Origin of the sequence: Shewanella sp. ALD9 (genome assembly GCF_002836315.1) — a bacterium.
Taxonomy (GTDB): domain Bacteria; phylum Pseudomonadota; class Gammaproteobacteria; order Enterobacterales; family Shewanellaceae; genus Shewanella.
Genome location: NZ_PJCD01000002.1, coordinates 943,618 through 957,018, shown reverse-complemented (window position 1 = coordinate 957,018; position 13,401 = coordinate 943,618). Strand labels below are relative to the sequence as shown.

At 42.4% G+C, this 13,401-nt stretch carries 11 protein-coding genes; 5 read left to right on the top strand and 6 right to left on the bottom strand.

The features are described 5' to 3' along the window. Window positions 1-55 precede the first annotated feature (55 nt). Complete coding sequence (locus tag CXF88_RS07550) at window positions 56-946, bottom strand: hypothetical protein (protein ID WP_101086270.1); 891 nt, start codon at window positions 944-946, stop codon at window positions 56-58. 499 nt (window positions 947-1,445) lie between these two features. On the opposite strand from CXF88_RS07550, the gene CXF88_RS07545 reads away from it, so the two are divergent. Further along, window positions 1,446-4,442 (top strand): UvrD-helicase domain-containing protein, encoded by a 2,997-nt coding sequence (locus CXF88_RS07545; protein ID WP_101086269.1) that lies wholly within the window; start codon window positions 1,446-1,448, stop codon window positions 4,440-4,442. A gap of 142 nt (window positions 4,443-4,584) precedes the next feature. Here the strand turns inward: CXF88_RS07545 and fis are convergent, their stop codons facing one another. The 3 genes from fis to prmA all read right to left on the bottom strand — a co-directional run bounded on the left by fis (window position 4,585) and on the right by prmA (window position 7,055). Further along, the gene (fis, locus tag CXF88_RS07540; protein ID WP_011635942.1) at window positions 4,585-4,890 is read right to left on the bottom strand and encodes a DNA-binding transcriptional regulator Fis; all 306 of its coding nucleotides are present in this window, start codon (window positions 4,888-4,890) and stop codon (window positions 4,585-4,587) included. A gap of 23 nt (window positions 4,891-4,913) precedes the next feature. Next, entirely contained in the window at window positions 4,914-5,876 is a 963-nt protein-coding gene (dusB, locus tag CXF88_RS07535; RefSeq protein WP_011635943.1) for a tRNA dihydrouridine synthase DusB, read from the bottom strand. Window positions 5,877-6,173: 297 nt separating this feature from the next. Continuing rightward, window positions 6,174-7,055, bottom strand: coding sequence for a 50S ribosomal protein L11 methyltransferase (gene prmA / locus CXF88_RS07530; protein WP_101086268.1), 882 nt, complete (start codon window positions 7,053-7,055; stop codon window positions 6,174-6,176). Between the two features lie 97 nt (window positions 7,056-7,152). Here prmA and CXF88_RS07525 point away from each other — a divergent pair, with 97 nt between their 5' ends. The 4 genes from CXF88_RS07525 (at window position 7,153) to CXF88_RS07510 (ending at window position 11,089) form a co-directional block, all read left to right on the top strand. Then, window positions 7,153-7,362, top strand: coding sequence for a hypothetical protein (locus tag CXF88_RS07525; RefSeq protein WP_101086267.1), 210 nt, complete (start codon window positions 7,153-7,155; stop codon window positions 7,360-7,362). A 246-nt stretch (window positions 7,363-7,608) separates the two neighbouring features. Beyond that, window positions 7,609-8,352, top strand: a complete 744-nt coding sequence (locus tag CXF88_RS07520; RefSeq protein WP_101086266.1) for a fumarate reductase cytochrome b subunit — start codon at window positions 7,609-7,611, stop codon at window positions 8,350-8,352. Between the two features lie 9 nt (window positions 8,353-8,361). Beyond that, the gene (locus CXF88_RS07515) at window positions 8,362-10,362 is read left to right on the top strand and encodes a fumarate reductase flavoprotein subunit (RefSeq protein ID WP_101086265.1); all 2,001 of its coding nucleotides are present in this window, start codon (window positions 8,362-8,364) and stop codon (window positions 10,360-10,362) included. 1 nt (window position 10,363) lies between these two features. Continuing rightward, window positions 10,364-11,089, top strand: coding sequence for a fumarate reductase iron-sulfur subunit (locus tag CXF88_RS07510; RefSeq protein WP_101086264.1), 726 nt, complete (start codon window positions 10,364-10,366; stop codon window positions 11,087-11,089). Between the two features lie 377 nt (window positions 11,090-11,466). Here CXF88_RS07510 and rho read toward each other — a convergent pair whose 3' ends face one another. Next, on the bottom strand, window positions 11,467-12,729 hold the full coding sequence (rho, locus tag CXF88_RS07505; RefSeq protein WP_059747484.1) for a transcription termination factor Rho: 1,263 nt from the start codon (window positions 12,727-12,729) through the stop codon (window positions 11,467-11,469). Between the two features lie 222 nt (window positions 12,730-12,951). Next, window positions 12,952-13,278: a thioredoxin TrxA gene (gene trxA / locus CXF88_RS07500; protein WP_011635949.1), complete on the bottom strand. Its 327-nt coding sequence runs from the start codon at window positions 13,276-13,278 to the stop codon at window positions 12,952-12,954. Window positions 13,279-13,401: the final 123 nt, after the last annotated feature.

The window sequence follows — 13,401 nt, the reverse complement described above, 5'->3', positions numbered from 1 at the left end:
GACTCCTAACAATAAAGATAGGCCGGCAGTATTGCCGGCATATGGAGTATTCGACTTAAAGACCGCTTGATAAGCGAATGGTATTTTGAATGGTGTTAGTGACTTCTGCATTCACTGTTTGGCTCACCGCTTGCGTCACTTGTTCGCGAGTGTTCTGCTGCATGAGTTCACTTGCACTTGCCTGTAACTGTTGTTGCACTGCGCTGGTTGCTGCGGCATTGATGGCCGATGATGTTGTCCCAGAAACTGCCGCGCTTACTGAATCAGATACTGCTGTGCTAGTGGCAAACAGTGTATCGGCACTCATACGTGATTGAATCTCTTCTGCGGCGGTGTTCGCACCAAGTTGTGCTGCGTTTACTGTCGCTGCTGCGGTGTTGAGTGATGTCTCTGCTTGATTAACCGATAACTCTGTTGCTGCAGATAATCCGGCAGAACCAGATGCTATTACTTGAGTTGACACCAATTGCGCAGCCGTCGAGGCGTTATTAATCAGGCTATTAGCTATGCCAGCACCAACAGTTGTGGTGTTGGCTAATTGGTTATTAGCAAGTGTTGTTGCTGAGTCAGCGTTGGTGATTGATGTATCAAGTGCTGACGTTACCGTAGTGAGCATTTCTGTTGTGGGTATGGTTATCGCAACTTGGTTGTCAGTTGTGGCTGCCATTTCAGTTGATGAAGTTTGCGTGGAGTCACTCGAGCCGTCTGACTCTGCTTCATTTGAAGCAGTTTGATCTGAGGCGCTGTTGGTCGGCTCGCTTGAGGCAATTGTTGACTCATTATTGCTTTGTGTTTCAGCGTTAGCATTTGGGCTATTCTGTTGGTTTTGGCTTAATTGAACATCAGCTTGGGCTGATACGGTTGTCGATGCTGACATTTCGGCACTTATTGCCATGGTTGAGAAACAAGCCAGAGCAATAATCGTTGGTTTAAGTAATGTTTTCATTTTTAATTCCCTCGTAATGTCGTGATTGACACTGTGATAACGAGGCGGCCGTCGATTCTATTCCATTTATTTTTTCTTAATTGGCATTATTGTCTTGCGCGGTGAACGTGAAATTAATAAGTGATTGTTTAATATTGTTATTTTGTTTTTATCTTTATTGATGTAAAAAGACTAAATGATGCTTAGATAGACATCTCTACTGAAATATAACCATCGTTTAGCGTTGTTGCTTGAAAATAAATAGTGGTTTTGTCGCCCGCTGGGATTCGTCGGCAGAACTAGCGATTGAGCCGCGGACAAATGTCATGCTCAGTATGTTAAATGCTGTGTATATGTTTACTTTTATGGTTAATGTAAATCAATTATCATTGGTATCAGCGCGAAAGCCCATTGAGTCATTCGCACACCCAGTATTGTCCGTAATGAATGCTTAATTACGATATAGTTATCTTAAATATAAGCCGGTTACCCATGAAACCATTGAGTCGTAGGTTTTACTTTGTCATTAGAAAATTCAGTTAGCTTTATCCCTCATAGTTGGTTTGGGCATTTGTATCAGCGTGACGTAAATGCGATCAAATTGACGCAAGAGGGTATTACCTTTATACCTAGCCATGGCCAATTTTTAGCAAGATTTCGGTATAATAATAAACAGCTTATTATTGGGCAGTTATCATGGCAGCAATTAGATCACCCGCCACTGTTTAGTGCCAGTTTACTCGGTAACTTATTGAGCTTTAATGCTGCAGGTACCCATTATCAAATTCCATTTTTAAGTTATTTTGCTAAATCTGATTTTAAGCAACAGGTCGAATTACTCTGGGCTTTATCTCATCAAAAATCGCTGTGCGATTTGATATTACGAGTTGAAAAAGCCACATCGAGTCGGTATTTACGCCAGTCATTAGTAGACAAAATGCGCGCTAGAATTGAACGTGAGTACTTTCGCTGGTTCCCTTGGAGTGAAGGGGCAGAGCTACCCGCTAATATACGTACCGCATTAACTCAATTACACGATTTTTATCACTGGAATAAAGCGGATATAGAGCGCTTACGTGAAAGCTATATTCAATCACAGTTGCTTGCATTTGCAGACTTTTTTGATCATGTTGAGTCAAATCCACTAACCAATAAACAGCGTCGAGCATGTATTATCGATGATGATAATAATCTGCTGCTCGCGGGCGCTGGAACGGGGAAAACCAGCGTAATGGTGGGCCGAGCAGGTTATCTAGTGAATAGTGGTCAAGCTCAAGCTAATGACATTCTATTGCTTGCTTATGGCAAAAAAGCCGCCATGGAAATGGATCTGCGAATTAAACATAAGCTGGGCAGTGATGATATTAAGGCCAGTACTTTTCACAGTTTAGGCCTGAAAATTATTGCCGATGTTGAAGGTGTGAAACCTAGCTTATCAGCGTGGGTAAATGATGAACCCGCCAAAGACAAATGGGTGCATGATAGATTAGAAGTTTTGATTAAAAATGAATCTTATCGTAAACAACTTTTTGATTATTTCAGTCGTTATTATTACGTTGAAAAAAGCCCATTCGAATTTTCAACACAAGGTGAGCATTTTGAATATTTAAATGATAACGACATTCGCTCATTGAAAGGTGAAAGGGTCAAAAGTTTTGGTGAGTTGCATATCGCCAATTGGCTGTTTACCAATGGCATTGAATATCAATATGAAGCCAAGTATGAATTTGATGTCAGCACGGTTGATTTTCGCCAGTATCAAGCTGATTTTTATCTACCTGAATATGAGGTTTATATTGAATATTATGGCATTGATGAAGCCAATAATACGGCTCCTTATATCGATCAAACTGCATATTTAGCATCAATGGAATGGAAACGGCAGTTACATCATCAGCGCCAAACCAACTGCATCGAATTATTTTATTATCAGCACAAGACAAGTCAGTTAATTAATAAGCTTGAACAAGCTTTAACGGTATTTAAGGTTAACGACTCACCTTTACCCGATGAAGCGATATTGGCAACTCTTTATGAACTGGGACGAGTCACTGAGCTGGCAAAATTGTTTAGCCAGCTCATTGGCTTATACAAAGCAGCTTGTATTGACGAGGCCGGGCTGGAAAAGGTATTTGCCAATGCTGCTGATGCTACCCAAACGCGTAAAGCATTTGAATTACTCCAACCCATTTTACAGCAGTATCAACAGTATTTATCTGCTCACGGTGATATCGACTTTGAGGACATGATAGCCAAAGCACTCGCATACCTGCAAAGTGGTCAATATGTCAGCCCATGGCAATATATCATGGTCGATGAGTTTCAAGATATTTCAGAACCCAGAGCACGTTTAGTGCGAGCCTTGCGAGATTCGCGCACGAAAAAAGGTAACAGCGATACTTCATTATTTTGTGTTGGCGACGATTGGCAGGCTATTTATCGCTTTAGTGGTGCGGATGTCCGTTTAACGACTCAATTTAAACGCTATTTTGGCCATGCCAGCGAAACGTATTTGGATCTTACTTTTAGATTTAATAACCGTATCGGCGAAGTGGCTAGCGCTTTTGTGAGTAAAAATCCGCATCAACTCAACAAAGATATCCATTCATTGGTACAAGTTGCCAAGCCTGCAGTATCAATACTTCGTCGTGGTACCAATGAGGGCGCAACTAAAGATGAGCCGAGTGCCAACGCATTAGAGCAAGCCTTAAATGCTCTGTCCGTCCGTGTTACTCAAGCTGTTGATAAGCTTAAAGCTAAACCAACAGTATATTTGCTGGCCCGTTTCTGGTTTCAGTTGCCAGATAAAGACATGTTGCGTCAGTTAACGGCTAAATACCCGATGTTCGTGATTGAGTGTTTATCGTTTCATGCTTCCAAAGGTAAAGAGGCCGACTATGTGGTGATTATGGGAATGACCCAAGGCATACATGGATTTCCGTCGAAAAAAATAACGCCACCTTTACTTGATGCGTTTTTACCTAAAGCTGAAAATTTTGAGTTTGCAGAAGAACGGCGTTTATTTTATGTCGCGCTAACCCGTGCAAAGCACCGAGTTTACGTTATCGCCGATATGACCAATGTGAGCCCATTTATTGTGGAACTGATCCAACAAGATTATGCCGTTGAACAACAAGAATTTAGTACGTCTTTGGTGCAATCCTTGTTTGAACAAATTAACTGTGTCCGATGTACCACTGGGATATTAAAACTACGAGTGGGCAAGTTCACATCATTCTTTTCTTGCTCACACTTTCCATTGTGCGATCACAAAGAAGTAGGCTGTGACGAATGCGGCAGTCCGATGACACGTAAACGTTTTATCGGTTTCAAGGTATGCCTCAATGACAGTTGTAGCCATATGGCGCCGATATGTAACGTCTGTGGCGGTGATATGAGTTTACGAGAAAGTGCTCGAGGGGTTTTTTGGGGCTGTAAAAATTATCGAGGTAACCGCGTGCCTAGTTGTAGCAATACCATTGATAAAGCCAAAATCTCTCCGCAACAGGTGCAGTAGTTATTAGAAATGGATGACTGTTTCTACTCGTATATAACACTTGCTGATAAGTGATGTGTTACTACGAGTGTAACTGATAAAACAAAACGGGCTTATCATTGCTGATAAGCCCGTTTCATTACAATCACTTAGACGCTAGGTCTTAGTTCATGCCGTATTTCTTTAATTTCTTACGTAAAGTACCACGGTTGATACCTAACATATTAGCAGCGCGCGTTTGGTTGCCACGAGTGTGTTGCATGATGATGTCTAGTAAAGGTGCTTCAACTTCGCACAATACCATTTCATATACTTCAGAAGCTTCCTGACCGTCTAACTGAGAGAAGAAGTTAGTCACGGCACGTTTTACTGCGTCACGTAATAACTGCGGCTTGATAGTGCCGTTTGCTGTTTCGATTTTGCCTACGGTAAGCTGGTGAACTTCTGTGTTAGTTGTCTGATCAAACATTCTATTCTGCTCTTTATTAAATTCTAAACTAATTCATCAAAATAACATTCTACGAGGGAATGTTGCTGGGCAGCGGTTTCAAGCCGATTGAAGTCAGCACGAAATTGGCGCTGTTCCTCATGGTTTAGGTACCACCCGACATGCTTTCTAGCAAATCGGACACCTTTGTATTCGCCATATAAGTCATAAAGTTTCTTAAGGTGTTCAAGCATCACACTGCGTTGCTCTTCTGCCTTAATTGGCGCTAACTTTTTACCTGTTTCCAGATAATGTAGGATTTCTTTAAAAATCCAAGGCCGTCCTTGTGCACCTCTTCCAATCATCAGGGCATCGGCGCCAGTGTAGTCAAGTACAAACTTGGCTTTTTCTGGTGTGTCGATGTCCCCGTTAGCGACAACAGGAATTGAGACATTCTGTTTAATTGCTTTTATGGTGTCGTACTCGGCAAAGCCTTTGTACATGCATTGTCTGGTTCGGCCGTGAACGGCGAGCGAGACAATGCCACAATCTTCAGCAATTTGGGCTATTTCAACACCATTACGATGTTCAGGCTCCCAACCCGTGCGTATCTTTAACGTTACTGGTACGTCTACTGCAGCAACCACGGCTTGTAAAATCTCTTTTACTAAGCTGGGGCTTTGCATTAACGCAGAACCAGCAAATTTTTTATTCACTTTCTTTGCTGGACAGCCCATATTGATATCAATGATGTGCGCACCTTGTTCAACGTTGAACTTAGCGGCATTGGCCATTAAATCAGGATCTGCACCTGCTATTTGTACGGAGCGTATTCCTTCTTCACCAGAATGCATCATGCGCTGGCGGCTTTTGTCGCTGTCCCAAACGTCGGGATTCGATGAAAGCATTTCTGATACGGCTAAAGCTGCGCCATAGCGTAAACAGAGATTTCGGAAGGCCTGATCGGTGACACCTGCCATTGGTGCCACAATCAGCTGATTAGACAGTTGATACGGGCCAATTTGCATTTCGGACTTCACCTTGCTCTCCAAAGGGGCGCTATAGTAGCCCTTTTTTACGGCCGTGAAAAGGTCAATAAATGACCTAAATGCAACTTTTTTGCTTGACTTTTATTAGCCGTCACATCTTTGACTAATAATTGGCGTTTTTCGGCCATTTTTGAGCACTGGTGCGTGTTGCAGAGAGACGTTTTCATATATACCAGTGTCAATTATTGATGTTAACAACCTGTAAACGAGAATTTACGCACGCAATTCGTTCATAATATAGCCCATAATTGAGTGCGTTTTAGGCTTGTGGGCAGGCTACTTACGTATTCCTGTTAAGCGACTCCAGTCTTCTTTGTTACATACTGGATCCATGATGAACCATTGGCTGTAGAAGTCGGATACTTCTTGTGCTTGTTCTTGCAATAAACCCGATAGCGCCAGTTTGCCACCAATTTTGACTTTTTCAGCTATCAGCGGTGCTAGCTCTTTTAACGGACCGGCAAGAATATTGGCGACTAATACGTCTGCTTGTAAGTTGGCTGGTTGATCTTCTGGTAAATATAGGGCCAATTTATCCACTACGTCGTTACGTTCAGCATTGGCTTTTGAAGCGTCAATAGCCTGATAGTCAATATCAACACCTGTTACTTTCTTGGCGCCGAGTTTGATTGCGGCAATAGCCAAAATACCCGATCCACAACCAAAATCGATGACTTCTTGGTTTGATAAATCTAGGCTGTCTAACCATTCTAAACATAAGGCGGTGGTAGGGTGAGTACCTGTACCAAAGGCTAAACCTGGATCGAGAATGACGTTAACCGCAGTCGGATCAGGAATTTCACGCCAGCTAGGGCAAATCCATAAACGTGTACCAAATTGGATTGGGTGAAAGCTGTCCATCCATTCGCGGATCCAGTCTTTATCTTCGACTTGTTCAATTTTATGATTAAAGCCTTTGCCTAAAAATGGCATCGATTCTAAAAATTCGATTGTGGGTGCTAAGTCAGTACCTGCATCAAACAATGCAATCATTACGGTATCTTGCCACAGCGGTGTTTCACCTAGCTTAGGTTCGAAAATAGGCTCGTCTTGGCCATCTTCGTAGGTGATGGAAAGTGAACCGTGATCCATTAATAAGTCGCCAAGCAAGTCGGCGTTATCGCGATGAGTGTGAATGCGTAATTGGATCCAAGCCATGGGATTTTCCTAACTGTGGTAAAAGTAATATCAAATTGGCGCTTATTATACCCAAGTTATTTTAAGATGCTCGTTTAGGTGAGAGTTTATTGGTTGTTTGCTAAATGAAGATGGACCATTTTCGGTCACGTTTATATTAAAAATCGCCCAGGATATTGCTGATGATAAGAAAACAGGTAAGTTAGTCCCGAAACTTACTGAATGTGTTGGTGAGTCAGTTGCGTTAAATTTGATCTGTCCTGGTCGCGAAAATATCACTCAGGTCATGTTGCTATTACGCGATAAGTTACGTCAATATTGCCCGTAATTATTAGCGTAACGACACCTTTTTAGATACACGTTAGATTGTTTTACCTACCGAATACTCGTTTCGATATTTAGTTAACTATCAGTATTGTTTAAGTTTTTATTTGCTAGTTTGTGTGACATGCTTCTAACTCCCGCTTAATAATAGGTGAACATTATCACGGTTTGATCATTGTTCATTGCCGCTATTCAAAAACTCTTGATATGGTCAATACTTGTTATTGTGCTTAACAGGATATGATGCTTTATGGCTGCGAATTCTTTGCAAACGAAAGTCGACAGTGCGGTAAATACCGACAAAGGTTTTGCTCACCCTCTTTGGGCTGCTCGAGCGGATAAACTACAAAGTTTGTCCGGTGTAATACTGGGACTTTTTCTAGTGATGCATTTGCATTTTGAGTCGAGTATTTTGTTTGGCAAAGAAGCCTTCTACCAAGTGGCACAGTTTCTTGAGGGTGGAATATTCAGTGAAACTGGTCATGGTTACCCGCTGGTAACTCAAATTTTTTCCTGCTTTATGTTATTGGTAGTACTGATCCATGCGGTATTTGCATTACGGCGTTTTCCGACTCAATTAGGCCAATGGCGCGCCTTACGCAATCAAATGCGTTTTTTACCTCATGAAGATACCAAAATCTGGTTTTGGCAAATGATCACTGGTTTTTTATTGTTCTTCCTCGTGCCAACGCACTTATTCACCATGATAACCAATCCTGAAATAGGCCCACATCTTTCGGCCGAGCGTGTGTACCACCTTAATGCTTGGGTTTTATATATCCTGCTATTACCTGTTGTAGCAGTGCATGGCGTATTTGGTTTATATCGAGTAGTGGTGAAATGGGGCTTGGTTGAGCAACGCTTTGCCATGCTCAAATTTGCTAAGGTGCTGTTAGCGTATTTAATGGTGCTAGGAGTAGCGAGTTTGCTGACTTATATTTTTATTGGCCGTTCTTTGGCGTTACCTGTGGTGCCATATGTGTCGATGTTATAAGGAATTAAAATGAAAATTATTTATACCGACACCTTGGTAGTAGGCGCTGGACTGGCAGGGTTAAGAGTCGCGATAGCCTCAAAAGAACGTGGCCTCGATACCTTGGTGTTATCGCTTGTTCCTGCTAAAAGATCGCACTCTGTCGCTGCCCAAGGTGGCATGCAAGCCAGTTTAGCCAATACCATAAAAGGTGAAGGTGATGATGAAGACATCCATTTTCAAGATACGGTAAAAGGTTCCGATTGGGGCTGCGATCAAGATGTTGCTCGAATGTTTGCTCACTGTGCACCCAAAGCGGTAAGAGAGTTAGCTCAGTGGGGCGTTCCTTGGACTCGAGTAACTAAAGGCGATAGACAAGTTATTGTTAATGCGGAAAAAGTGACTATCACTGAAGCAGAAGCTGCTCATGGACTCATTAACGCGCGTGATTTTGGGGGTACCAAAAAGTGGCGTACTTGCTATACCGCAGACGGTGCAGGTCATTCTTTATTGTATGCCGTCGATAATAAGGCTATTTCGCTAGGTATTCCTGTGCATGAGCGGATGGAAGCATTAACGCTTATTCATGATGGAGTGCGTTGCCATGGTGTCATCGCTCGTTGCTTAATTACGGGTGAATTACGCGCTTACATCGCTAAATCTACCACTATTGCCACAGGTGGCTATGGGCGGATTTATGCGGTGTCGACCAATGCCATTATTTGTGAGGGGATTGGTCAAGCATTGGCGCTAGACACTGGCGTCGCAACGCTGGGCAATATGGAAGCGGTACAGTTTCACCCTACGGCTATTGTTCCTGTGGGTATTTTAACGACGGAAGGTTGCCGTGGTGATGGTGGTGTGCTGCGTGATAAAGACGGTTACCGCTTTATGCCCGACTATGAACCAGAGAAAAAAGAACTGGCTTCGCGAGATGTTGTGTCTCGTAGAATGACTGAGCATATGCGCAAAGGAAAAGGCGTAAATAGCCCTTATGGGCCGCATTTATGGCTGGATATTACCTTATTAGGTCAAAAGCACATTGATACCAATTTGCGTGAAGTTAAAGAGATTTGTGAGAACTTTTTAGGTATTGATCCGGTTAAAGATTGGATCCCTGTTCGGCCTACACAACATTATTCTATGGGCGGTATTCGTACTAAAGCCAATGGCGAAAGTCCACAATTATCAGGGTTGTTTAGTGTTGGAGAGGCTGCTTGTTGGGATATGCATGGCTTTAATCGACTCGGTGGCAACTCCCTAGCAGAAACTGTGGTTGGCGGAATGATTATCGGTAAGTATGTTGCTGACTTTGGTGAGCAAAATAGTTTGGTCGTTGATACCGATTTAATCGCCCAGTTTGGTAAGCAGTTACAAACAGAAGTTGATCAGCTTATTGAGGGCGAAGGAACAGAAGATCCATTTAAACTTAAAGCTGCAATGCAAAAAATCATGATGGATTACGTCGGTATTTTCCGCAATGGGCCTGAACTTGAACTGGCTGTTAACCAATTAACTGAACTGCTTGAACGTTCGAAAAACCTCGGGTTAAAGTGTAAAAAACGTCATGCAAATCCTGAATTAGTTGAAGCGTTACGCGTCAAACGGATGTTGAAAGTGGCTGTGACCGTTGCATGCGGGGCGCTTGCTCGTACCGAAAGTCGAGGCGCGCATTCTCGTGAAGATTTTCCACAGCGTAATGACCAAGACTGGTTGAATCGTACATTAACCCGTTGGCCAGATGCTAATAGCTTACGACCAGAAATGAGTTATGAAGCGCTCGATGTGATGCGAATGGAATTACCGCCTGGTTATCGAGGTTATGGTGTTGATAATGCGATTGCTCATCCTGATACCCAAAAACGTCAGCAACAGGTTGAAGCTATTTTAGCTGAACTCGGTGACGATGCAGATAGGTATGCCAAGCAAGCGGCATTAATGCCTTATGAGTTACCTGAAGAATATCAACCACGTAATCAGCGCTTCACTGATACTGTAGCCAAAACCAACGCTGAGTCTGGAGAAAAGTAATATGAGCCAAGCACGCACGTTAACTTTTTCAATTTTTCGATATGACCCGCAAGAGCCTGGCGACAAACCTAAAATGGTGAGTTACAGCTTAACAGAGGCACCCGGAATGACGGTGTTTATCGCGTTGAATCAGCTACGTGAAACACAAGACCCATCACTACAATTTGATTTTGTTTGTCGTGCGGGTATTTGCGGCAGTTGTGCCATGGTGATCAATGGTTTTCCGACGTTAGCTTGTCGAACCTTAACCGCTAATTATCCAGATGGACATATTAAATTGATGCCATTACCTGGCTTTGATTTAATTGGCGATCTGTCGGTAAATACCGGTAAATTTATGCGCGAATTATCTGAGCGTTTATCGTTGTGGTTGCATCCAAATAGTGCAGATAATGATATTCATCGTATCGAAACGCCGATGTCACCGGAAGAAGCAACCAAGCTTTATGAGTTAGAGCGATGCGTAGAATGTGGTGTATGTGTTTCTGCTTGTGCGACTAAACAAATGCGTGACACTTTTGTTGGCGCAGTCGGTATGATGAAAATTGCCCGTTTTGAATTAGACAGCCGTGATACTCGAACCGCTGATGATTTTTACCATGTCATAGGTAATCAAGATGGCGTGTTTGGTTGCATGACGTTACTCGGCTGCCAAGATACTTGCCCGAAAGATTTACCGCATATGCAGCAAATTGCGTATTTACGTCGGAAAATGGCATCTGTTTAGGTTGAAAGAGCGGTAACGAACGGTAAAGCGGTAACAGGCGATGGCAAGCGATAGAAGTACAAAGACTAGATGCTAGAGCGCTTCGCTGCTAGATGCTATACAAGCTAAAGCTTTAAAAGCGGGGGGATCGATAACGAACGGTAAAACGATAACAGGCGATGGCAAGTGGAAGGACTAGATGCTAGAGCGCTGCGCTGCTAGAGTGCTACGCAGCTACAGACGATACAAGCTAAAGCTTTTATAGCAGCGAAGCGTACTATCAGGACGAAGTCCGCTCTAGATTCTAGGCATGGCTTTGGTTAGTAACCGTGATATACATATAAAAATGCCGCTAAATTAGCGGCATTTTTGCGATTATTTTGCGTTTAGGTAATTAATTACTTAGCGCGTTTCATTGCTGTGAAGAATTCTTCGTTAGTTTTGGTCATAGCCAATTTATCGATTAAGAATTCCATTGCAGAAACTTCATCCATTGGATGTAAGATTTTACGTAAAATCCACATTTTTTGAAGTTCTTCAGTTGTCGTTAGCTTTTCTTCACGACGAGTACCAGAGCGATTGAAGTCAATCGCAGGGAATACGCGTTTTTCAGCAGCTTTACGAGAAAGGTGTAACTCTTGGTTACCAGTACCTTTAAATTCTTCGTAGATTACTTCGTCCATTTTCGAGCCTGTATCAACCAAGGCTGTGGCGATAATGGTTAAGCTGCCACCGTGTTCAATGTTACGTGCAGCACCAAAGAAACGCTTTGGACGATGCAGTGCGTTAGCATCAACACCACCGGTTAACACTTTACCCGATGAAGGGATGACGGTGTTATAAGCACGGGCTAAACGAGTAATCGAATCTAACAAAATGACGACGTCTTTTTTATGCTCAACTAAACGTTTTGCTTTCTCGATAACCATTTCGGCTACTTGAACGTGACGGCTGGCTGGTTCATCAAAGGTAGAAGCAATCACTTCGCCTTTTACCATACGCTGCATTTCGGTCACTTCTTCAGGACGTTCATCGATAAGTAATACCATTAACACCACATCTGGGTTGTTGTAAGTAATACTTTGAGCAATGTTTTGCAGTAACAATGTTTTACCGGCTTTTGGCGGCGCAACAATCAAACCACGTTGGCCTTTACCGATTGGAGAACAAAGATCAAGAATACGCGAGGTGATGTCTTCTGTTGAACCATTACCGCGCTCCATGCGAAGGCGTTCTTCTGCATGTAATGGGGTTAAGTTTTCAAACAGGATTTTGTTGCGAGAGCTTTCTGGTTTATCAAAGTTGACTTCACTGACTTTCAACAGTGCAAAATATCTTTCGCCTTCTTTCGGCGGTCGAATTTTACCAAAAATACTGTCACCAGTACGCATGTTAAATCGACGAATTTGACTTGGAGAAACATAAATATCGTCAGGACCCGCAAGGTATGAGCCATCTGAACTTCTTAAAAATCCAAATCCGTCTTGGAGGATTTCTAATACACCGCCACCGAAGATGTCTTCTCCGCTTTTAGCGTGAGCTTTCAAAATTGAGAAGATGATATCTTGTTTACGGGTACGAGCCATATTTTCCAGATTCATGCTTTCAGCAAGCGAAACTAGATCTGAAATTGGCGTGTCTTTTAATTCTGTTAAATTCATGTATGGGAGTCTTGTTTTGCGCGACGAAGCTTACCGCAATCAATCAGCAAGTTTGAAAAGATATTTTATGATTGATAAACGAGAAGAGGTTAATTGAAAAAATCTGATGAATAAATTAGCACTTTATATGTTAGCCGTCCAGAAATTTAGCGTAAATAAAATCTAAAAACGGCACAAATTGTTCAAAACTTGTGCCGTTTAACATTTCTAGGCTATTTCTAGTTAGATTTTAGCGTCAATGAATTCTTTTAGTTGCGTCTTTGATAGTGCACCAACTTTAGTTGCCACTAGCTCGCCACCTTTGAACATTAACAATGTTGGAATACCGCGTACGCCGTATTTCGCAGGTGAAACGTTGTTTTGGTCAACGTTTAGTTTTGCGACGGTTAGTTTGCCTGCGTACTCTTCGGCAACATCGTTTAGGATTGGAGCAATCATTTTACAAGGACCACACCACTCAGCCCAGAAGTCGACTAATACTGGTGTTTCAGACTTTAATACGTCGTTTTCAAAGCTGTCATCGCTTAGGTATACAATTTTATCGCTCATGTAGTTCTCCAGATTTGGTTCCATTGCTAGTTTATTAATGGCTTACCATGTATATTGGGTCAGTTAAATAGCTTTTCAAGAGACCGTTTTAGTAATGTAGCTATTTCAAACGATCGAATCTTT

Coding starts and splice junctions, on each gene's coding strand:
- CXF88_RS07550 (WP_101086270.1), bottom strand. CDS start 946: ATGAAAACATTACTTAAACCAACGATTATTGCTCTGGCTTGTTTCTCA.
- prmA (WP_101086268.1), bottom strand. CDS start 7,055: ATGGCTTGGATCCAATTACGCATTCACACTCATCGCGATAACGCCGAC.
- rho (WP_059747484.1), bottom strand. CDS start 12,729: ATGAATTTAACAGAATTAAAAGACACGCCAATTTCAGATCTAGTTTCG.
- CXF88_RS07510 (WP_101086264.1), top strand. CDS start 10,364: ATGAGCCAAGCACGCACGTTAACTTTTTCAATTTTTCGATATGACCCG.
- CXF88_RS07520 (WP_101086266.1), top strand. CDS start 7,609: ATGGCTGCGAATTCTTTGCAAACGAAAGTCGACAGTGCGGTAAATACC.
- trxA (WP_011635949.1), bottom strand. CDS start 13,278: ATGAGCGATAAAATTGTATACCTAAGCGATGACAGCTTTGAAAACGAC.
- fis (WP_011635942.1), bottom strand. CDS start 4,890: ATGTTTGATCAGACAACTAACACAGAAGTTCACCAGCTTACCGTAGGC.
- dusB (WP_011635943.1), bottom strand. CDS start 5,876: ATGCAAATTGGCCCGTATCAACTGTCTAATCAGCTGATTGTGGCACCA.
- CXF88_RS07515 (WP_101086265.1), top strand. CDS start 8,362: ATGAAAATTATTTATACCGACACCTTGGTAGTAGGCGCTGGACTGGCA.